The organism is Flavicella sp. IMCC45668 (genome assembly GCF_057219105.1).
Genome location: NZ_CM170114.1, coordinates 3,626,164 through 3,649,821, shown reverse-complemented (window position 1 = coordinate 3,649,821; position 23,658 = coordinate 3,626,164). Strand labels below are relative to the sequence as shown.

Below are 23,658 nucleotides of genomic sequence, written 5' to 3'. Positions count from 1 at the left end.
GAAACATGTTTAAAAAGATTATCATTTTCCTATTAAAACTAGGGCTTCTTGGCTCTGTTTTACTTGCCTTGTTTATCGGAACTGTTTTGGTAGGTGGCTTCGGTCCAATACCTAGTTCAAAAGACCTAGCTTTTATAAAACAGTCAGAAGCAAGTATTGTATATAGTGCAGATCATGAGATTTTAGGAAAATTTTTCTTTAAAAACAGAACTCAAGTAAATTATGCCGACATTCCAAAACATATTGTTGAAGCCTTAGTTGCCACTGAAGATGTTCGCTTTTATGAACATGATGGGATAGATAAGGTTGCTATGTTAAGAGTTTTAGTGAAAACCATAATCTTAGGAAACAGCTCTGCTGGTGGAGGAAGCACACTTTCTCAGCAACTAGCAAAAAATTTATTTCATCGAAAAAACTTCTCTTTCTTGTCGATGCCCGTTAACAAAACCAAAGAAGCAATTTTGGCTAATAGACTAGAGCATATCTACAATAAAAGCGATATCGTTGCATTATATTTAAACACTGTTCCATTCGGAGAAGGGGTTTATGGTATAGAAACAGCAGCACAACGATATTTCTCTACTTCTGTAAAACATTTAACTGTAGCACAAGGGGCTGTTCTCATCGGAATGCTCAAAGCAAACACCTACTACAATCCAAGGAAACATCCAGATCATGCTTTACGCAGACGAAATGTTGTTTTAAACCAGATGCTTAAAGCCAATTTTATTTCTGAAGACACTTTCGAAAAAGCGAGTCTTGAACCCTTAAAAACAAACTATAAAAATCTATTACTAGAAAACCCAAACGGATACTATTTGCAAAAAATAAAACAAAAAGCTAGAGCTATCTTAAAGGAAGAAGTTAAAGAAGACGGCTCTCAATGGATTTTAGAACAAGATGGATTAATAATTGAAACAACTTTAAATTCTGAACTTCAAAACGAAGCTTTAAAAGCAAGAAAAATCCATTTGAAAAAACTTCAAAAATCGATGGATTACTATTGGGGAATTCTCAAAAAAAAATCAGAAATAAAAAATATTATTGAAAAAGAATGGGAGGCTACGAAGGACTATAAACGCTATAAAAAACTGAACCTTAATTATAACACGATCATTGACTCAGCTAAGGTGAAAGACGAACGTCTTATTTTTGACTGGGAAACCTCAAACAAACAAATATCAAGGATAGACTCAATACATCATTATTTAAAAATGGTAAGTGCAGCAGTTTATGGAATGAACACAAAAACAGGTGCCGTTCAAATATATGTTGGTGGTAATAGTTTTGAATATTTACCCTATAACCTAATAACAAGTGAAAGACAGGCCGCATCTACTTTTAAGCCATTCGTATATACTGCGGCTTTAGAAAATAGTCAAAAACCATGTGATTGGATTAATAATGAAGTGAAAATTTATGCTCAATATGACAATTGGAAACCTGAAAACTACGACCATTCAGATGGAGGCTATTATTCTATGCCTGGCGCGCTTGCCAAGAGTATGAACATTCCAACCATAGAAACTTATATCAATGTTGGGAATAACAAACTACAAAATACAGTTGATAAACTTGGACTAACGAAAAAATTAAAAGACCTACCATCAACGGCATTAGGAGCTACCAATTACTCCTTAGAGAATCTGGTTCAAGCCTATACTCCATTTGCTACTAAAAGCACCCCCGTAGTTCCTTATTACATAAGTTCAATTAAAACTGCTAATGGAGAAGTAATTTATACACATTTACAACAAAAGAATAAAAACAATACTGCAGAGGATGACTATGTAACTATGGAGACTCTCGAAACTATGCAGTATCTCTTAAAAGGTGTTGTTGACAAGGGAACCGCAAGCCGACTCAAAACCAAACACAAAGTAAAAGGGGATTGGGCAGGTAAAACAGGAACCTCTCAAAACTATAGTGATTCATGGTTTATAGGTTTCAACTCAGATTTTATTATTGGAACCTGGGTAGGATGCAAATATCCCGTAATTAACTTAGCTCCTGGAACTGGTGGAGGCTCTATTGCTGCTCTACCGATAACCGGTCAAATAATTTCTAAAACATATAGCTCAAAAGAAGTAAATAAGTCCCTATCTTCTGGCTTTCCTGAATTTAACGCAAAGACTATTGAATCTTGTAACTGTGACTTTTTCAGAGAAGAAAATACCTTAGAGAAACTTTTCGATTTATTTAATAAAAACAAAGAGAAACCAGAAAAAGGTGAGAAAAAGAAAAAAGGATTTTTCAGTAAACTATTTGGTAAAAAATCAAAGGACTAATAATTCTACCGTCTTTATTATACAGATTTTATCAGCAAGGTTGCTGTAGACGGATTCGTGGCCAAGGGCACATCATAAACATCACACAAACGCATAAGCATAAAAATATCTGGTTCATGGGGATGTTTTTCTAGAGGGTCTCTAAAAAATATCACCATTCCCGTTTTCCCCTCAGCAACACGTGCTGCAATTTGAGCATCTCCTCCTAATGGTCCGGACAAATATTTATGTACATTAAGGCCCGCTGCTTCTACTTTTGAACCTGTCGTACCTGTAGATATCAAACTAATATCTTTAGCCTTTAACAATTCTTTATGCTGCATTAAAAACTGAACCATATCAGCTTTTTTTCCATCATGTGCTATAATCGCTATTTCCATATAATCAGTATTGTTTCGTTGCAAAATAATCAATTTGCAAATAAATTAATCTTACTTTAAAAAAAATATCCCGATTCGTTTCCAAATCGGGATATTTAATAGGTATAATAAAAAAGTGGCTTATAAAGTAGCTGCGTACTCGATCAAGTCAACAATTTTAGTAGAGTATCCGATTTCGTTATCGTACCAAGAAACAACTTTTACAAAGTTATCAGTTAATGCGATACCAGCGTTAGCGTCAAATACAGAAGTACGAGTTTCACCAACAAAGTCTTGAGAAACTACTAAGTCCTCAGTATATCCTAACACTCCAGCCATTTCGTTTTCAGAAGCAGCCTTCATAGCAGCACAAATCTCAGCGTATGTAGCAGGCTTTTCTAACTTTACAGTTAAATCAACAACAGATACATCCATAGTTGGTACACGGAAAGCCATACCAGTTAATTTTCCATTTAATGAAGGAATTACTTTTCCAACAGCTTTAGCCGCTCCTGTAGAAGAAGGGATAATGTTATGGATAGCAGAACGTCCACCTCTCCAGTCTTTCATAGAAGGTCCATCAACAGTTTTCTGAGTTGCTGTTGCAGCATGTACAGTAGTCATTAATCCTTCTGCGATTCCCCAGTTGTCATTCAATACTTTCGCGATTGGAGACAAACAGTTTGTAGTACAAGAAGCATTAGAGAAAATAGCTTCATCAGCTTTCAACTCAGTATTGTTTACTCCCATTACAAACATAGGTGTGTCATCTTTAGATGGTGCAGATAAAACAACTTTTTTAGCTCCAGCCTCTAAGTGACCTCCAGCAGTTTCCTTAGTTAAAAAGAATCCAGTAGACTCAATTACATACTCAGCTCCAATTTCATCCCATTTTAAGTCTGCTGGGTTACGCTCTGCAGTAATTCTAATTTCATTACCGTTTACGATTAATTTACCATCAGCAACTTCAACAGTACCGTTGAATGGTCCGTGAACTGAATCATACTTCAACATGTAAGCTAAGTAATCAACATCTAACAAATCGTTGATACCAACAACTTGTACATTCTCTCTTGCTACTGCAGATCTGAAAGCAAATCTTCCGATTCTTCCAAATCCATTAATTCCTATTTTAATCATCTTATCTAAATTTAATTTATTTTTATTCTACTTTTATTAAACGGTCATTATTTCAGAAACTCTTAAAAGCTCTTCATCAATTGCGTGATTTTCTTTTACTGCTTTTTCTAATGGAGTGTATTTTATTTCGTTATTAACAAACCCAACCATTAAATTAGACGATCCAGACAACAACAACTCTACTGCTGCTACCCCAAATCTACTAGCTAAAACTCTATCGAAACAACTAGGAGCTCCACCTCTCTGCATATGTCCTAAAACAGATACACGGATATCATACTCCGGTAAATTCTCCTCAGCGTATTCCGCCAATTCAAATATATTTTTTCCTGTTTTTTCACCTTCTGCAACAACAACAATACTCGATGTTTTTCCTGATTCCTTACTTTTGATAAGTGATTCAAGCATTTTTTCTAATCCAATATTTTCTTCTGGAATTAAAATTTCCTCTGCTCCTGCTCCAACACCGGCATTCAATGCTATAAATCCAGCATCTCTACCCATTACTTCAACAAAAAACAACCTGTTGTGAGAAGAGGCCGTATCTCTAATTTTGTCAATAGCTTCTACAACAGTATTCAATGCTGTATCATATCCTAATGTAAATTGAGTTCCGTAAATATCATTATCAATTGTACAAGGAATTCCAATAATTGGGAAATTGTGTTCTTGGTTAAAAATCATACCTCCAGTAAAGGTACCATCTCCTCCAATAATAACTAAACCTTCTATACCTTTCGCTACTAAATTCTCATAAGCTTTTGCTCTTCCCTCTGGAGTCATAAACTCCATTGATCTTGCAGATTGAAGCATTGTACCACCTTTGTTGATGATATTATTAACACTTCTTGCATTCAAACTTACAAAATTCCCTTCAATCATTCCTTGGTATCCTTGATAGATACCAACACATTCTACCTTATGGTAAGCACATGTCCTTACTACTGATCTAATCGCTGCATTCATCCCTGGAGAATCACCTCCTGAGGTCATAACTGCTATCTTTTTTAACTGTATATTCATCTTTCTATAATATTGTATAAAATTACTATTAATATAGATTATGGGAGTAAATTAACAAGTTTTATACGAAAACGTTTTCGGCTAAAACACATGTTTTTTACTGATTAAATCACTAAAATCTAGTCCTAAATATTAGGAACACTAAAATAAGTTTTTATTATGAAACGAATACAAACTTAGCACAGAAACAACTTATAATTAACTAATTAGTAACAAAAACACGGTGCATTTATTTTTTACAAAATAGTTACACCATACTAATAATACTTATTCCCAAAGATTTTTTGGATATATCTTTTGTTCCTTCAAAGAATCGATCGCAGCAACAACGGTTGGCCTATCTTCTGCGTAGGTAACTCCCATCCATTTGGCATCTGAAGTTAACACCTTTACAGCCCCTTTTCCTGATTCAATTATATTATTTACAACTGTTGGGATAAAAAACTCACTTTTTAATTCTTTAGAACGCTCCGCTAAGAACAATTTAAAATCTGATTCTAATTGCTCCAAATATTTTGGTGTAAAGCCCCAAAAGTTCATCGACACAATAGTATCTTCTGACATCGAAACAAATTCTCCGTTATCGTCTTTACGCTTAATTTGCCCTTCTACTTCTTCGATATGAGTTCTCTCAATAATATTAGTCAATTCCTGACTTTCATTAACAAAACATTCTCCTCTTGAGACAAAACCATTTTCAGAAATGGTATTCTTTAAATTATACCCAACCATACACATATTGTATGAATTGACATCAAGGTTATCTAACTCTTTGATGATCGTTTTGAATGCTCCTTTAGAATAAAAGTCATCTCCATTGATTACAATAAAATTACCATCTACCACATCTTTGATCATCAAAGTTGCATGTCCAGTTCCCCAAGGTTTAACTCGATCTGCATCAACATCGAAACCTGCTGGTATTTTTTCTAATTCTTGACATACATAGGCTACTTCAACTTTACCTTTCAATCTTTCATCATAGATTTTTTTAAAATCATCCTTAAAAGATTCTCTAATAATAAAAACAACCTTTTTAAACCCGGCTTCAATGGCATCAAAAAGAGAAAAATCTATAATTGTATCTCCGTCTGCAGACATCTTATCCAACTGCTTTAATCCGCCGTATCTGCTACCCATACCGGCAGCTAGAATAACTAAAGTATGCTTACTCATTTTATATTTATGTTTTTTTATTTCTACAATATTGATGGAACTACTAAAATCAAATCATCTGAAATCTGTTCTACATCAAGGTTGTCAAAAGTATTTCTTTTTTTCTTTCCAAAACCAAATTTTGAAAACATTTCTTTTAAACTGCTAAAATCTATTTGATATACTAGTCCTATTCCTTGTGTGTAACCCTCTTCTTCCTGTGAATATTGAACCTCATTTTGTCTATTAAACACCGTATATCTAAGTTTACCTTCATCATCCACCAAAAATTCTACTTTTACTTCTCCAATAACATTAGACTGTGTTTTAGTCCCAACAGGTACCCCTAAGTTACCATCAATTAATATTTTATCGTTGATTTGTGTTTTCAAGGATATATCTACCTGATTATCTATATTATATTCTTCAACATCACTTTTATCACCTGAAGTATATCCAAGATCAATTTGAAATTTATCTCCATCCTCATTAAATATGTCAGAAAGAGCCCCCGAAATAATATCTGAAGTTGTACCTGAAACAAACGACCCACCACTTGAAGCTACATTTTCTTCATTAAAAAAGCTCTTTGCTAATAGTAGTGAGAAAAACTGGCGAAGCGTCGCATTCTCATCGTCATTATTCAAAACAAAAGAAAGCTCAGAAGCTACCGTAGAACTTGAGTTTGGAATTACAATACTAAAATCCTCATGAGAATTAAATAAACTACCCGTTATATCTGTAATAAGGTCAACAGCAATTTTTCTACTTGTATTTAAATCCGTTAATAAAACTTTCGGATTTGCTTTCACTCTATGCGTTGCTCTAATATTAAGATTTGCATTCATAGGATCTCCATCCCAAGAAATCAAACCTCCCTTTTCAATTTCAAAAGGTTTGTTTATCAGTCCTCCATAAATGAAATTATAAAACCCTTGATCAATAAGGTAATCTCCATACATATTGAATTTTCCTTTGGTATCAATTTCAATCAATAAATTCCCTGATCCTGTTCCACGCAATGAACTCCCCGAAACTCTGTCAATTACTATTTCTGCTTCAGCATCTGGAGTTACATCTATATCGAAATTCAATGACAGACCTTGAAATTTCTCAATCAAAAACTCGTTGTCAAATAAACTCGTTTCAAAATCTTTTTTCTCATCAGATTTAAAATGTATCAAACCAGAATTCTCAACAGCCTTTACGTCGTTTAATGGAATGATAAACTTTGTCCCTTCTAAAGTTTTTGCTTTTACGTCAATATTTAAATCGTTCGTAGTTCCCGAAATATTGGACAAGCCTTGAATAAATCCAGTACCATAATAACTTACATTATCACCATCTTCCGTATCTAAAACAAGAATTCTATCCGATTTCAAATTTAAATCTAAATTCCAATTTTTGTAAAAAGAATGTTTAATGGTACCGTTAATAATTCCATTAGTTTTATACTTAGTATCTTCAACTATTAAATTATCAAAACTGAACGTTTGATTACTCAAGGTAACTTTGGGATCATTAATCAAATTGTAGTCAACATTTAAATATGGAAATGTGAACCCAGCATCTTCCAACTCAATCACCCCATTCATATCTGGATTTGACAAGGCTCCTACTACATGAAACTCTCCATTTGCCACGCCACGTAATTGAGATAATACGTTTTTCCCTAGCGGACTAAAAGCATTCAAATAAAAACCATCCAGTTTTACATCTAAATTTATCAAAGGGATTTTAGGACCTATATCGATATAACCTACTGCATCTAATTGTTTGTAGGCCTCGTTTTGCAAGGATACATCCACTTGATATTTTTTATAGGAATCATTGGCATTTACGTGCATATTTAAATCACCTTGTAATGATCCATTTATCGTAAATTCTTTAATATCTAAATTCCCTAGTGGGTTGTATATCCCATTCTCTTGTTTGAAATTTAATTCACCGTCTAGAACTCCTCCTAATGAAAGAGAATCAACTTTTGGCATGATGGCATCAAGATTTACATTATCGAAATCCATCTTAAGATTCTTGTAGGTAGAATCCCTAATTACTCCTTCAAATTTGACTCGTTGCCCTTCTGTAAGAAGTTCAATTTCTTTTATTTCGTATTCCTGCTTTTTAAAATTAAAAACTAACTTATTATTCTTGTTGTCATTAGGATTGATCATCCACTCCTTGTCCTTGAATAATATTTTGGATTTCAAAATCCCTAATACGGATTCTTTATTTTTATCAATAGTATAGTAAAATACTACACCGTACCTTTCTTCATTATCCTTACCTCCGGTAAAATCAGACCTAAAATAGAGAGTGTCATTTACCTTTTTATTATACAAATTCAACTCCCGAACCGTATACTGAGGTGATTTTACTTGTTTAATGGATACATTCGTATTTAATGCAGGATTTTTATTATCTAATTTGACATTAATACTATCAATAAATGTATTATTCATTTTTATTTTTGGAGTAGAAAACAAAACTTTAATATCGTTTGTTTCTTCGATCACCTTACCTTGTAATTTAGCACTTGACAACAAGCTGACTTTAGGTGACAATACCGGAATGATGGGACTAAAAATTTCAAAATCAAATTCTACAAACTGATCCCCTTCCACCTCTATAGGTGTGTAATTTGCCATCATGCTTCCCAAAGAGTTCTGGACCATTTTCCCAATATCAGCAAATCTAAAAGCACCTTGAACTCGACCGTTAATAATGTCTTCTGAATTAAACTCAATCGTTCTTAAATGCTCATTTTTTTGAGATTTTAATGAAAATTTTTCAAACTCATGAACTTTAAACTCATTGGTATAGGATGCATTTTTAAAACTCGCATTACCAATAATATTATCTATAGAATTCCCTATCAAATCAATATTTATATCCCCTTTAATCACGGAAATACTATCACGTTCAAATAAGTGCAGGGTTTTTAAATCGAAACGATCCACTTTAACATTAAAATCAAACTCATAGTCTTCTTTAGATAAATCAGCTAGTCCCGTAAAATCAAAACTAATATTGGGGTCATCTATCATCAAATGCCCATTAAATAATTTATTTTGCAACACCCCATCAATCTGAACACCTCTATAGGTATAACCTTTATACTGGTGCTTAGATACAATTCCGATGAGTGAAGTGTTTATGTTTTCTAATTTAAAACCCTCTCCTTCTACTTCCCCTTCAAAAGAAAGTTGACCAATTAAGGGATCTCCAATCATTTTCCCTAATTCAAAATCTGTAACATTTACATAACCATCATAAGTAGCTTCATCAATATTATCAATATTTGTAAGCTCTAAATCAACACTAGCCTTTCCCATTTTTGATCTAATATCAATCGCCAGGTCCAATTTATTCTTGGTTATTAAAGTAGCTCCAGAAACAGAAAAAACACCAATTTTTTTCAATTCAGATGGAAGATTTTTTCCAATTACATTCGGCATTAAATTTTTTAACTGACCATAATCCGACTTTAACTCATCACTTACTCCATAAATTGAGAATTGGCTTCCTTGACTTAAGGCTTCTTTAAAATGATAATTTCCTTTTATTTTGAAATCTGATCCGGATGTTAAATTAAAATGAGATAATTTAAAATCATTTATTTTTCCTTTAAAAGTAGAACTCACATTTAATAAGTCATCCCCAGCAAATTCGTTATATAATTTTTTAAGGTCAACTAATGATATTTTTGAATTTTTTAATATCGCTTCAATTTCGACTTTATTATTAAAATCTTGAAGATCATCCCCATCATAATTAAACACCACATCAGTATCTATTTTAGAATGTGAAGTTTCTAGATATGCCTCTTGAAAAAGCATTTGATTTGTAGTGTAAGTAAAAGAAGTTGTTAAATTCTCGACTTTCAAATTATGATTATCTACAAAAGAAGCATTCTCAACACGCAGGCCTACCCGAGTCCCATTCAAATCAAACTCTTTTACTATACCTTTAATTCCATAATAAAAAACAATCATAGAATTCTGCTTTTTATTTTCATTGACAATGTCGAAATCAACATCATGTAAACCGATATATGGAGAAAATAATTTAAATGGCTTTTTAGCTTTCGTTTTTTTGTTCTTACTAAATTTCCGAGAGAATATTGTTAGATTATTGGTTTCTTCTCCTTCGTATGTTTTCATATGAAACACCCCATCATATAACTCAGACTCCCCTAAAACAAGTTTGTTTTTTAATAAAGAATTTATTTTTAAAAGTTCCGACTGTATCTTTTTTACTGCTATTAACGTATCATTATGATGATCTTTTATTAAAACCCCAGACAATTGAACCTCTCCAAAAGGTGAAATTTTAATTTTATCTACTGTTATATCAGCATCATAAGTTTCTTGTAAAAACCCTGAAACTTTAGAACCTACCTTTGTTTGCACTGATGGCTGTGCTAGCAAAACACCTAATACAAGTAATAAAAGCAAAACAATTGCTAAAATTCTAGTTAGTATTTTTCTAATTCGTACGATATGCTTTAACTTTGTTTCCTATTTGCAAAAAGGATGCCTAAAAATATTTATTATGTCTAAAACACCCGTTTATATACTAGCCATTGAATCTTCATGTGATGATACAAGTGCTTCTGTGATCTGTAATGATAAAGTCCTATCAAACACCGTTGCCAATCAAGCAATACACGCAGAATATGGAGGTGTTGTTCCAGAACTTGCTTCTCGTGCACATCAACAAAATATAGTCCCAGTGGTTCAACAAGCAATTCAGAAAGCAAATATCGACAAAAAAGACTTAAATGCCATAGCTTTTACAAGAGGACCTGGATTAATGGGATCATTATTGGTTGGAACCTCTTTTGCAAAATCTTTAGCCTTATCTCTAAATATTCCCCTCTTAGATATAAACCACATGCAAGGCCATGTTCTTGCTCACTTTATTGATGAAGAAGGTTCAGAAAAACCTCCCTTCCCTTTTATATGTTTGACCATTAGTGGAGGCCATACCCAAATCGTAAAAGTTGAAGATTATTTTAAAATGTCTGTTTTAGGTGAAACAATAGATGATGCTGTTGGAGAGGCTTTTGATAAATCTGCTAAAATTCTTGATTTACCATATCCTGGTGGACCTTTAATTGATAAATATGCTAAACAAGGAAACCCATTGGCATACAAGTTTACCAAGCCAAAAGTAGGACCTATGGATTTTAGTTTTAGTGGACTAAAAACGGCCTTTTTATATTTCATCCAAAAAGAAGAAAAAGAAAACCCAAATTTCATTAAGGAAAATCTTTATGACATTTGCGCTTCTTTACAACATACCATTGTAACAATCTTAATGGATAAATTAAAAAATGCGGTTAAAGAAACCGGAATTACCCATGTTGCGATAGCCGGTGGTGTTTCAGCGAATTCAGAAATTAGAAAACGTCTAAAAGAAACAGAGAGCAAGTACAAATGGACAACTTATATTCCCAAATTTGAATACACCACGGATAATGCTGGAATGATTGCTATTGCTGGATACTATAAATATCTACAAAATAATTTTAGTGAATCTGGAGTTTCTGCGAATGCAAGAATGAAAGTGAATGACATCAGTTAGTCAATTCATAAAACAAAGATTCTAAATTTTTATTTTGAGTATTCATTTGAATAATTTTCAAACCATTTTCTGTAGCGAAATCAAAAACTGCTGATCGTAGATCATCTTTAATCGCAAATGTCAATTGCCAAGCAGAACCTCCAAGCGATTTAATATCTTTTATATGAGATATTTTTCTAAGGAATCGCTCTTCTATTTGATAATCAAACTCAACCTCTATCACTTGATCTTGACGTTCTTTCAATAGATCCAAATTTTCATCTGCAACTACTTTACCATGATTTAGCATAAGCACACGACTACAAACCGCTTCCACTTCTTGCATTATATGTGTAGAAAGAAGTATCAGTTTGGTTTCTCCTAATTCCTTTATCAAACTTCTTATTTCAATCAATTGATTCGGATCTAAACCTGTTGTCGGTTCATCCAATATAAGAATCGCTGGATCATGTATCAATGCGGCCGCAATACCAACTCTTTGCTTATACCCCTTAGACAACTCTTTTATTTTTTTATGCACCTCTGGCGTTAAACCAATTCTATCTATTAATCCATTAATTTTAGATCTATCAACTTTATGAATTTCAGCAATAAAAGTCAAATACTCCAACACATACATTTCATTGTACAACGGGTTGGATTCTGGTAGATAACCAATATTATTCTGAATGAACTTCAAATCTTTTTCTATAGAAACTCCTTCTATTTTCACCTCTCCTTCAAAAGAGTCAATATACCCAGTTATAATCCTCATCAAAGTGGACTTCCCAGCTCCATTTGGACCTAAAAAACCAACTACTTCACCTTTTTTTATCTTGAAGGACACATTTTCAAGTGCCAGCTTGTTTCCGTAGTACTTCGATATATTAATTACTTCTATAGACATCAATTCTGTTTTCTACAAAAATACACTTTTATCCAAATCAGAATCTTAACAAAAACCAAAAAACTAGTCTTTCCTAAACCATCTTAAAGTCAGTTATTTTTCAGACATTTGCATACTCTATAATAGGCATTTATTGTTACATGAATAAAAAAGTACAAATACAAGATTTAGGACTGAAAGGTTACCAGGAAGCATGGGATTATCAAGTAGAGTTATTTGACGAAATTGTCGCGAAAAAAATGCTTAATAGAAACAATAAAACAGAAACGCCTACTGATAACTTTTTACTATTTGTAGAACACCCACATGTATATACTTTGGGGAAAAGTGGTGACCTAAGCAACCTGTTGTTAAATGAAAAGCAACTAGAGGCAAAAGGGGCTACTTTTTACAAAAGCAATCGTGGTGGAGATATCACTTATCACGGACCCGGACAGATTGTTGGTTACCCAATTTTTGACCTTGAAAACTTTTTTACAGACATCCATAAATACTTAAGATTTCTAGAAGAAGCAATTATACTAACACTTAAAGAATACGGTTTAAACGCTGAACGAAGCAAAGGAGAAACTGGAGTTTGGTTTGATACTGACACTCCCTTTGCGAGAAAAATTTGTGCTCTTGGCGTACGTTGCAGTAGATGGGTTAGTATGCACGGATTTGCCTTAAATGTTAACGTTGATTTAGGTTATTTTGACAATATCATTCCATGTGGGATTAAAGGTAAAGCGGTTACCTCTATGGAGGCTGAACTTGGCCGAAAAGTTTCAGAGAAAGAAGTAAAAGAAAAAATAACAAAACATCTGGCCCAACTATTCCTTATTGAATTTATAGAAGCTTAGCTTTTTAAAACTTGTAAACTACGGCATTAATATTCATTCCTGCTCCAACCGAAGCCAACATAATTACATCCCCTTTTTCAATTTGATGCCCTTCCATTTCATCTTTTAAAATTAAATCTAACAAGGTGGGAACAGTGGCCACAGAACTGTTTCCCAACTTATGAATATTCATAGGCATAATCCCTTCAGGCACCTGGCTTTTATACAACCTGTAAAAACGTTTGATGATTGCCTCATCCATTTTCTCATTTGCCTGATGTATGCAAATCTTTTTGAGGTCTTCAATCCTATACCCACTCTTATCCAAAACCTCTTTCATTGCATTTGGAACGTTGTTCAAGGCAAACTCGTAGATTTTTCTTCCGTGCATCTTTATATAACAAGTATTCGCTTCTGTGTCCGATTTGTAAGAACCTCCGAAAAACAAATAATTCGTCTCTTCTTCAGTAAAGGTTTTTGCACCATAGCTAATAATTCCTTTTTCTTGAGAACTTTCAGTTGCTTCAATCACAACAGCACCAGCACCATCTGCATAAATCATCGAATCACGATCATAATCATCGACAACCCTAGAAAGTGTTTCTGTTCCAATTACAAGTATTTTTTTTGCCATACCCGACTTGATAAAAGCCTCAGCATGAATAAGCCCTTGAACCCAACCTGGACAACCAAATAATAAATCGTAAGCTACACAACTTGTATTCACAATCCCTAGTTTATTTTTAACCTTGGAAGCCAAACTTGGTAAAGTATCTCCTTGAACACTTCCTTTTTTAACATCACCAAAATTATGAGCTACAATAATTTGATCTATATCATCTTTATGCACTCCTGCATTTTCAATGGCCTTCTTAGCAGCAATAGAGGCTAAATCTGAAGCACTTTGCGAATCTTCTGCATATCTTCTTTCTTCAATTCCCGTAATCTGTTTGAACTTATCTATAATCACAGCATTTTCATTTTTAAAAAAAGATCCATCTTCATTCAAAAAAAGCTGATCGATAAAATCAATGTTTTTTTTAATATTTGAAGGGATCGAACTCCCTGTTCCCGTAATTACCGAATAAATCGCCATAAATTAGTAACTAATTTAAATTTAGAAATGCTAAAATACACACATAAACCATGTCCTCAACATTACGACAAAAAAATATCTTAAAACAAACAGAAAAACTGAATGCTTTAAGATATTTCATGAATTTTTAAATATCTAAAATCTAGAAATTATCGTAAATATCTCCTAAATCAAATGATAACGAAAATCGTAAAGTACTTTCTAATGGGTTATACGAGGAAGCAGCATTTACCAAATAAGACAAATCTATATTAAAAGCTTTAGCTTTCAAACCACCACCCATAGTAAAATATTGCCTATTTCCTTTCATTTCACTTTCGTGATAATATCCACCACGTAATGCAAAAGAATCATTGTAAACATATTCAGCTCCGAAACCTATGTTTATCTCTTGCATTTCCTCTCCAAATCCGTATGGAGCATCAGCAAAGGACTGGAACATTCCTTCTACCCATCCTACATTATCTTCTTTTCCTTTAATTACATTACCGCTATCATCTCTAATTGGAGGAGTTGGGACTAAAAGCTTAGACAACTGCAATGTTAACGCTAATGTATTATAATTATCTATTATAAAATCGAACCCTCCTCCCAATCTCAATTGAGTTGGAATAAAATCTTCTCTACCCGCGGTATATGATACTTTAGGCCCCATATTTGAAATATTAAAACCGGCTCTAATTCTACCATTAAAACTTCCATAATTTCTTTCAGCTGATTGATAAAACCCTGAAACATCAACGCCAAAACCATTTACTGTATTTAAATTTTGGTCCGTTCCTGTTATTTTGAAATCAGAACGCATATAACGTAAGGCAACACCCATCGAAAAATAATCACTTAATTTCAGAGCATAAGAACCTGAAGCAGAAAACTCATACGGATTAGCACTTCCCGTACTATTTCCCCCATCATCATATAAATCAATATCCCCTAAAGAAAAATATCTTATATCTGCACCCCAAGCGCTTCTTTCGTCAATCCTATTAATAATCGATCCTCCCCCCACAAACAAGCCATCAACCAAACTCTGTAACCAGGGAGTATAATTCACACCAATTGAATATTCGGAAGTATTAAACGCCATTTTCGCTGAATTGTGGTATATCGAATTTGCATCAGATGTTGTTGCCACCCCAACATCACCCTGTCCTGCTGCTCTCGCATCAGACAAAATTAATAGTAATGGAACCCCTGTTTGAATTGGATTAGGTTCAGGCGCTTGAGCTTTTACATGTAACACTGCACCTATCAGAATCAAAAATACCCCTATTTTTCTTTTCATATCATTTATTTAATTTATGCTTTATTGAAGCAATACTAATTTTTCAAATTTTTCGGCTTTTACACCACTTATAACATTCGTAACTTCTAATTTATATACATATACTCCTTTACCTACTTTATCACCAAAATCATCTTTCCCATCCCAAGTAATAGTCCTAGATAAACTTCCTGATGTTTGAACAACTTCAGATATTGATTTTATTAATTTACCAGAAACTGTATAAACATATATTTTTACATTTAACAACTCATTCGGCTGATTATGTGTGAACCAAAACTCCGTATAGTTAACAAATGGATTAGGATAATTTAATACATTTTCCAAAACAAATTCATCACTACTTGTCACTGTAAATGTTAACGTTTTATCGGAAGCATTATTGTATGTATCCCAAACTTTTAATTTTAAGGTATGAGAACCAGGCTCTAATTTCCGAAGCGTATAATTTACATTTCCTTTCGTAAAATCACCCGTTTCAGCCTCATAAAACTCATTTAACAAAATTGGATTTCCTTCATCTCCATCAATAACCGCGGTAATAGCATGACCTATTGCGCCCGAGGACGTGTTGATTCCACTATCATCTGATAATTTAGCAATCAATTTAGGAATAGCACTCGTGTTACCTCCATCTTGAAACGACTCGTCATTTAAAAACAACTCAATAGATGGCCCCACCAAGTCTTCTTCAGCATCATCATTAATTCCGCCTACCACAGTCTCCAAATCATACCCCCCTTTTCCACCAGTTTCATCGAAGGCATACAAGCTAATCTTACCAGCACCATACGATATTTTTATATCCTTCGGTACTATAAAATCAAAATTAAAAACACCATTCACAACTTCAGACTTTCCTTTAAAAACGGCATTTTCTTGTGTTTCAAACTCCATTATCAATGGATTTCCACTATTATCAGTAAACCCTTTATTGTTTATCGTTTCTCTTGTTGTTGGTTTATCATAAATTGTCGTTGATAAATCACCATTGAAACCCGTTAAAACTGCTCCGTTAATATCTCTAACCTCCCCAGAAATATTTATTTTGGACAAGGCTTTTATCGTATCCCTTGGCTGACTAATATCAACCCCATTTATTTGAGTAATCGCAACACTCGGTCCTGGTCTAGCTAATTTCATGGCCGGATCTCCCAAATAAAAAATAAAAAATCTTTGATCCAAACTTGGGCTTACCTCATTTTTAGAGTGCATTAAATTTTCTGCAATCGTATTGTCGTTTCCATCATAACCCAATATTTTTGGAGTCAAAATTTTATTAAAGTTTCTACCATAAAAGATGTACACTTCTCTCGTTGTAGAGATTAAACTTCCTGAACCACCAATCCTACTATTAATCATCTCTTCCCCAGCGGTAAAACGAGCAGGATTATCAAATCTAGTAAAGTCACAAGTAATAGTTATAAACAAAGGGGATTTTTCAAAATTCACCAATGATTTTATATCAGAAATAGTTAAAATTCTTTCAGAGGCAAATCCCCCTTCACCTCCATGCCCAAAATAATTAAACAACAACGTCCCTTTCTCTAAAGAATTTGTTATCGCGGCATTTACATCAGGGTATCTCACCCCTCCTGTTGTTTCTTGCTTTACATAAGCATCTGAGTAAATCTTCTTGATGTTATATTGAGGTTTATTCAAAACGATAGACTCTGCTATTTCGTCCATATCTGTTTGAAATACAAACTCACTTGCGTTATCTAAATCATCAGTTGCCAAGGTAATTGTATTATGCCAATTTTCGAAATAACTACTGTTATAATAAGCTAAAATTTTATCCACTACGATGGTTGCTTGAGCATCATCAGAAACCAAAATCCTACCAGTTGCAACATCTTGTCTGTCAGAAGAAGTCATATTCCCCTCATTACTATCCATCATTCCGTAATAATCATCAGTAACGTAAGAGTTTACTAAATCAAAACTCTCATATGCCAAATACACAGGAACAATATTATTATTTCCAGTTATTCTATCCTTGTAATCATAAGACGAATCTCCAAACGTACATAAATACTTTATTTTATTATCCGTAGAAGTCGCATTATCATATAAGTACTTCACAAAATCTCTAATAGCAGTAACATCTGGACTACCAGAACCAAACTCGTTATATATTTGATTTAATGAAACTACTCGGGTAGAAAGTCCTGAATTTGTGGTATGGTAATTTGCCAAGCGTTGCGCGTGACTCATAAAATTCTCTTTGGTTATAAGTAAATATTGAATATCTCTTAATCCATGCAAATTTTGATTCGAAATAGTACCTTGTTGTACAATTTGCGGTGTATAAAAGTTAGAATTACTAACCACATGATACTCACCTAAAACACCAGAATTCTTTTTAAAATGAAAATCATCACCAGCACTTTGATTTAATATTTTTTCAGGTTCAATAGGATTCGTTACATCCCATATCATATTTACTTGATTTTTATTCTGAACTACATACTCCAATACCTTTGATGACTCTTGAGATATAAAATTTCTAAATCCAAATTGACTTCCATCAGCAACTAAAAAACGATCACCAATTACCTCAATATAATCTAAAAACGCTTCTGCCGCAGGGTTTCCATTCTGACTGTAAGAGAGTTGAACATTAATAGATGAATCATTCACATCTAATTCTCCACTATTAACAGAAGCCCTAGCTTTTGTAATTCCAGAAATAGCTGAAAAACTTAAATTAAATAATGCGGTATTGTTAACAGACACATTTAAACTAGTCGCCGTTGTTGCCGTTGATGCTGCTCGCACTTTAAAAAACACATCTTTTGAAGTATCAATATTATTCAGCGAAAAAGAATAAGTTCTTGAATTTTGAACTAAAAAGGAATCGCCAAACCATTGTTGACCTGCTCCAATTAAATTCACCCTATCTTCTTCATTAAACAAATGATCTTTAAATGATGATACCACATCAGTAGTTGATTCTGTAACCTCAGTAGCATCAGAAATTCTTTTACCTGGACCTAAATCTACATTCAAAAAATAAAAGGCTTTTTCAGAATAGATATTTTTCCTGTGGTAAATTGAATTTTCATCTTCTTTAACCCAATCATGTGCCCCTTGCCCATAGAAAAGAACATAATCCGAATCATGAAAAACTCCATCAGACTCCCCACTAACAAAAATTGCATTCTCCTGAAGATCATTATATCTAAATTCAGAATTTAAATTTGGTAACATCTTCCCCCCATTACCATAAATTCTGATATTTCTAGGATCCAAACCATCCGTTGAAACCCCCAAACTATTCAGAAAATCTTTATCCAATTTGAAAACACCAGTTCTATCTATGGAAATTTTATACCAAGCTCCAGACTTCAGAACCGAATCAGAAAAATCAGCAACCTGAAGTGATTTTTGCGCAGTTGACTTTAATTCATACACCAAATCAAAAGAGACGATTTTTTTAACAATATCTCCTTCTCTAACCAAAGGAGTCAGACTAAAAGAAACTCCTCCTATCTCATTTGCATGTGAAATATTCAAAGTACTTTTAACAGAAAACGGTATTGCCTCTAATGAAATATTTTGAAGAAAATTAGCACCTACCACCTCATAGACTATATTCTCAAGCGAATACTCTATTGCAGTAACCCCCGCAGAAACTTCCCAATTCTCATAATAAGAAGGAACTCCCTTTCCATCTAAAAAATTATCTTTAACGAGTGGATATGTCAACTTCACACCGTTTGATACCTCCAATTGCTTACTCATCTCCCAGTCCAAATCAATGGACTTTCTAACTGTCTTCTGAGAAAAACTATTCAAAGAGAAAAACAATAGAAATACGTATAAAACTTTAATGAATCTTTCTGCCATATTACGTTAAAATAGTCAAATTTGTTCAGGACTGCAAGATATGACATAATAAAGAAATAAACCAATCGTTATTAAAAGACATTGAAACCGAAAATTCTAATTTTTACATTCGTATTTTTAACATCTATTTATTGCAAAAAACCATAATTAGTGTAAATTGCGACAAGATTAGAATACCCCGTAATATTATATCAAATATGCAAAATTTGTTTAAAATAAAATATATAGCCATTGCTTTATTAACAATTAGCATGGTGAGTTGTAGTGAAAAATCTACTTCAAACAAAAACTCAACCACCTCTACTTTAACAGGTTGGAAGTTTAATGATCCTGATTATGGGGGATTCGCGATCAACAACAAATACAAAGAACAAAAAACACCTTTGGGGATGGTATTGGTTGAAGGAGGAACCTTCACTATGGGTAGTGTTCAAGATGATATCATGTCTGATTGGAATACAACACCAAGAAGAATGCAGGTTCGTTCATTTTATATGGATGAAGCAGAGGTTACGAATTCTGAGTATTTATTATACCTAAAGTGGTTAGAAAGAGTTTTCCCACCAAGAGTAGATGACTATAGTCATATTTATGAAGCTGCATTACCAGATACTTTGGTTTGGAGAAATGCAATGGGAAGTAACGAATCGTTAAGTGAAACTTATCTAAGACACCCTGCCTATGCAAATTACCCTGTTGTAGGAGTAAGTTGGTCTCAAGCAAATGATTTTTGTGAGTGGAGAACGGATCGTGTGAATGAAAAAATATTAATGGATCTAGGACTCATTAAAAATTTATTCAATGAAGATTCTATTGTAGTTGAAGGTAAAAACCATTTTAACACTGAAGCTTACTATTCCAATCCAAACTTACTATTTGACGGAGATCCTACTATTTATGACAAAGGACTAAAAAGTATTACCAGATCTGACATAAAGAAAGATACCATTACTGGTAGAAAAGGAATGACTGGACGTCATGTAAAGCCTAGTGATGGAATATTATACCCTGACTTTAGACTTCCAACCGAGGCAGAGTGGGAATATGCCGCAAAAGCTCAGATTGAAAACAGAGAACGTAATAATATAAGAGGTCGTAAAAAATATCCTTGGAAAGGAAGATATACACGTAACAATTCTACAAAAAGTAGAGGCGATCAATTAGCTAATTTCAAGCAAGGGAGAGGTGATTATAGTGGTTTAGCAGGATGGAGTAATGACGGTGCAGATATCACTAACAGAATAAAGTCATACCCTCCAAATGCTTTTGGTTTATATGACATGGCCGGAAATGTTGCCGAATGGGTATATGATGTATACAGACCTCACATTGATACTGAAATGAATGATTTCAATTACGTTAGAGGAAATTTATTTATGAAAAAATCTATTGATGCTGATGGTAACGTTATTATTGCAGATTACGAAGATGTAATCTACGACACACTGCCTAACGGAAGAATAATCACTAAAAACATTCCTGGTAAGGTTATTTACGAACCAATTACAAAAGAAGATGCACAGCTTAGATCAAATTATACTCAATCTGATAATTCAAGTTTAGGAGATGGAGACTTAACAAATTCAAGACATTATAATATCGATTTAACAGAAACCGATAATATTCCTAGAATGTACAACTCTCCTTTAGATCCTGTAACTTCATTTGACTTTGAAACAGGAGAATTTGAAACTAAATACGACGACAAAAAAAGATCTACTTTGATTGGTGACAAAACAAGAGTATATAAAGGAGGTTCTTGGAGAGATCGTGAATTTTGGTTAGACCCTGCACAAAGGAGATACTTACCGCAATACATGGCAACCGAATTTATTGGTTTCCGATGTGCATTGGATAAAGTGGGTAATATGACTCAATCTAAAAAAACACAATTTAATAAATAGTAACACAAAACTACAACACATTAAAGGCCTTACTAAATATTAGTAAGGTTTTTTTGGTAAATAAAACATCATATGGAAATAGCTAATTTATACCAACTTTTCAAATCAAGCAGTGGAATCACCACCGATACAAGAAAAATAGAAAAGGACACCATCTTTTTTTCATTAAAAGGAGCTAATTTCAATGGTAACACTTTTGCTAAGAAAGCACTGGAACAAGGTGCCTCATACGCGGTGATTGATGAAGAAATATTCGATTCTTCTAACAAAACAATCCTAGTAAAAGATGTGCTTTCTACCTTACAAGAATTAGCTAGCTACCACAGAAAACAATTAAACACTCCTATTCTATCTTTAACAGGAAGCAATGGAAAAACAACGACCAAAGAATTAATAAATGTGGTGTTATCCAAAAAGTTTAAAACTACCGCTACTATTGGGAATCTAAACAATCATATTGGGGTGCCTTTAACACTGTTATCATTTACAGAACAAACTGAATTTGGAATTGTTGAAATGGGCGCAAACCATCAAAAAGAAATTGAGTTTTTATCTAATATTACAGCCCCAAATTTTGGTTATATTACAAATTTTGGAAAAGCCCACCTTGAAGGTTTTGGGGGAATAGAAGGAGTTATCAAAGGAAAATCAGAACTTTACTCCTACTTAAAAAACAACAATCAAAAGGTTTTTATCAACACAAACGATCTAAAACAAGTAGAATTGACAAAAGGAATGAATGGGATTACATTCGGACAGACCTCGAAATTAGTACAGAGTTCTCCCTTCTTAGAAATTGCTTACAAAGGATTAAAAATTAAATCAAACCTAATTGGAACCTACAATTTTTCAAATATTAGTGCTGCAATCGCAATAGGTGAATATTTCGAAATCCCTTCACAGGACATCAAATCTGCAATAGAAGACTATATTCCAACGAATAATAGATCTCAAATTATCAGAAAAAAATCTGCGCAAATAATTTTAGATGCTTACAATGCCAATCCAACAAGCATGAATGCTGCTTTAAAAAATCTGGAAAATATTAAAGCGGAAAACAAAGTAGCTATTTTAGGAGATATGTTTGAATTAGGTGATTCAAGTGAATTAGAACATCAGGAGATTGTAAATGTCGTAGAGCAATTAAATATTGACGAAATTCATTTAATTGGGAAACATTTTCACAAAACAAACGCTTCAAAAGCAAAATTATATTCCACCTTTGAAGCGTTTCAAAATTCTTTTGTCCCTATAAAAGCCACCTACCTTATAAAAGGATCAAGAGGCATGGCACTAGAACGAACATTGGATTTATTTGATTAAATACTCTTTATGATATTTAATTAAATTATCTATCGGACGTTGTATCGCACCTGCTAAATTTAATTCATATTTATCTGCAACTTTTTCTAAAATATCATAGAAATAGTGAGCAATTGAACCAATGAAATAAATTGGAGTTGATTTATCCTTCTTAAAAGGTAATACTCTTGATATAAAAAACTCATCAAACCCTGACTCCATTAAATCCTTTACATATTGTTCCTCCTTGAACTGAAACATAAAACTTGCAAAATCTGCTAAATACGTATTCGGGTTTGGTTCCTTATATAAGTGATGCTTTATTGTATCTGGAGATAAATCATAAGATTCTTCAAACTTTTTAGCAATATGATCTGGCATTGTTTTATAATAATAATTGCGAATCAATCTTTTTCCAAAGTAATTACCACTAGCCTCATCCATCAACATATATCCTAATGACACCGTGTTCATATGGGTATTCTTACCGTCATAATAACAGCTATTTGATCCAGTTCCTAGAATACAAACAATTGCAGGATCACTACCTGTAGCAGCATAAACAGCAGCTAACATATCTTCCTCTACAACAACCTCAGCATTGGTAAAAAGATCTTCAAACAGATCTTTTAAAATTTTAGTTGCTACTACCGTTCCACATCCGGCTCCATAAAAGAAAATTTGGGTTACTTTATCCAAATTCTCAGAAAATTCTTTTGCTGAAAGCACTCTTTCTTTCAAGACTTTTTCTTCAACAACTGCTGGGTTTAAACCTGGGGTTCTAACCTTAAACAATTGGTTTTTATTTTCATCTAAAGCAATCCAATCTACCTTAGTTGAACCTCCGTCTGCTATTAAAATCATAAGTTATCGTTTAATTTTCACCAAATATATTATATCATATTTGAACTGACAACAACTATCGATACTATATCGATTTCGAAACTACGAACAACAT

The 23,658-nt window shown here is 33.3% G+C and carries 15 protein-coding genes; 5 read left to right on the top strand and 10 right to left on the bottom strand.

Going from position 1 to position 23,658, the window contains the following annotated elements:
• Positions 1-5: 5 nt before the first annotated feature.
• Positions 6-2,288: a transglycosylase domain-containing protein gene (locus tag AC2DZ0_RS14875; RefSeq protein WP_484642720.1), complete on the top strand. Its 2,283-nt coding sequence runs from the start codon at positions 6-8 to the stop codon at positions 2,286-2,288.
• Between the two features lie 17 nt (positions 2,289-2,305).
• Here AC2DZ0_RS14875 and AC2DZ0_RS14870 read toward each other — a convergent pair whose 3' ends face one another.
• The 5 genes from AC2DZ0_RS14870 to AC2DZ0_RS14850 all read right to left on the bottom strand — a co-directional run bounded on the left by AC2DZ0_RS14870 (position 2,306) and on the right by AC2DZ0_RS14850 (position 10,422).
• Positions 2,306-2,668, bottom strand: coding sequence for a methylglyoxal synthase (locus tag AC2DZ0_RS14870; RefSeq protein ID WP_300322391.1), 363 nt, complete (start codon positions 2,666-2,668; stop codon positions 2,306-2,308).
• Positions 2,669-2,788: 120 nt separating this feature from the next.
• Positions 2,789-3,787 carry a type I glyceraldehyde-3-phosphate dehydrogenase gene (gene gap / locus AC2DZ0_RS14865; protein WP_484490850.1) on the bottom strand — a complete coding sequence of 333 codons (999 nt, stop codon included), beginning with the start codon at positions 3,785-3,787 and terminating at the stop codon, positions 2,789-2,791.
• A gap of 36 nt (positions 3,788-3,823) precedes the next feature.
• Complete coding sequence (gene pfkA / locus AC2DZ0_RS14860) at positions 3,824-4,810, bottom strand: 6-phosphofructokinase (RefSeq protein ID WP_484642717.1); 987 nt, start codon at positions 4,808-4,810, stop codon at positions 3,824-3,826.
• Positions 4,811-5,077: 267 nt separating this feature from the next.
• Positions 5,078-5,986, bottom strand: coding sequence for a nucleotidyltransferase family protein (locus tag AC2DZ0_RS14855; RefSeq protein ID WP_484490848.1), 909 nt, complete (start codon positions 5,984-5,986; stop codon positions 5,078-5,080).
• Positions 5,987-6,009: 23 nt separating this feature from the next.
• Complete coding sequence (locus AC2DZ0_RS14850; RefSeq protein WP_484642715.1) at positions 6,010-10,422, bottom strand: translocation/assembly module TamB domain-containing protein; 4,413 nt, start codon at positions 10,420-10,422, stop codon at positions 6,010-6,012.
• Positions 10,423-10,519: 97 nt separating this feature from the next.
• Here AC2DZ0_RS14850 and tsaD point away from each other — a divergent pair, with 97 nt between their 5' ends.
• A complete protein-coding gene (gene tsaD / locus AC2DZ0_RS14845; RefSeq protein WP_484490846.1) occupies positions 10,520-11,554 on the top strand; it encodes a tRNA (adenosine(37)-N6)-threonylcarbamoyltransferase complex transferase subunit TsaD in 1,035 nt (344 codons plus the stop codon).
• Here the strand turns inward: tsaD and gldA are convergent.
• Positions 11,547-12,440, bottom strand: a complete 894-nt coding sequence (gene gldA / locus AC2DZ0_RS14840) for a gliding motility-associated ABC transporter ATP-binding subunit GldA (protein ID WP_484642713.1) — start codon at positions 12,438-12,440, stop codon at positions 11,547-11,549. The genes tsaD and gldA overlap by 8 nt on opposite strands.
• A 140-nt stretch (positions 12,441-12,580) precedes the next feature.
• Here gldA and lipB point away from each other — a divergent pair, with 140 nt between their 5' ends.
• A complete protein-coding gene (gene lipB / locus AC2DZ0_RS14835; protein WP_484642711.1) occupies positions 12,581-13,282 on the top strand; it encodes a lipoyl(octanoyl) transferase LipB in 702 nt (233 codons plus the stop codon).
• A 4-nt stretch (positions 13,283-13,286) separates the two neighbouring features.
• On the opposite strand, the gene AC2DZ0_RS14830 is transcribed toward lipB, so the two are convergent.
• From AC2DZ0_RS14830 to porU, 3 genes are all read right to left on the bottom strand, one after another.
• Positions 13,287-14,357, bottom strand: a complete 1,071-nt coding sequence (locus AC2DZ0_RS14830; protein ID WP_484642709.1) for a 3-oxoacyl-ACP synthase III family protein — start codon at positions 14,355-14,357, stop codon at positions 13,287-13,289.
• A 142-nt stretch (positions 14,358-14,499) separates the two neighbouring features.
• A complete protein-coding gene (porV, locus tag AC2DZ0_RS14825; RefSeq protein ID WP_484490842.1) occupies positions 14,500-15,642 on the bottom strand; it encodes a type IX secretion system outer membrane channel protein PorV in 1,143 nt (380 codons plus the stop codon).
• 21 nt (positions 15,643-15,663) lie between these two features.
• Positions 15,664-19,494, bottom strand: coding sequence for a type IX secretion system sortase PorU (gene porU / locus AC2DZ0_RS14820; RefSeq protein ID WP_484642707.1), 3,831 nt, complete (start codon positions 19,492-19,494; stop codon positions 15,664-15,666).
• A gap of 197 nt (positions 19,495-19,691) precedes the next feature.
• Between porU and gldJ the strand changes: the two genes are divergently transcribed.
• The gene (gene gldJ / locus AC2DZ0_RS14815) at positions 19,692-21,398 is read left to right on the top strand and encodes a gliding motility lipoprotein GldJ (protein WP_484642705.1); all 1,707 of its coding nucleotides are present in this window, start codon (positions 19,692-19,694) and stop codon (positions 21,396-21,398) included.
• Positions 21,399-21,470: 72 nt separating this feature from the next.
• Positions 21,471-22,721, top strand: coding sequence for a UDP-N-acetylmuramoyl-tripeptide--D-alanyl-D-alanine ligase (locus AC2DZ0_RS14810; RefSeq protein WP_484642704.1), 1,251 nt, complete (start codon positions 21,471-21,473; stop codon positions 22,719-22,721).
• On the opposite strand, the gene AC2DZ0_RS14805 is transcribed toward AC2DZ0_RS14810, so the two are convergent.
• The gene (locus tag AC2DZ0_RS14805) at positions 22,710-23,564 is read right to left on the bottom strand and encodes a BadF/BadG/BcrA/BcrD ATPase family protein (RefSeq protein ID WP_484642703.1); all 855 of its coding nucleotides are present in this window, start codon (positions 23,562-23,564) and stop codon (positions 22,710-22,712) included. The two genes, AC2DZ0_RS14810 and AC2DZ0_RS14805, sit on opposite strands and share 12 nt — an antisense overlap.
• Between the last annotated feature and the right edge of the window lie 94 nt (positions 23,565-23,658).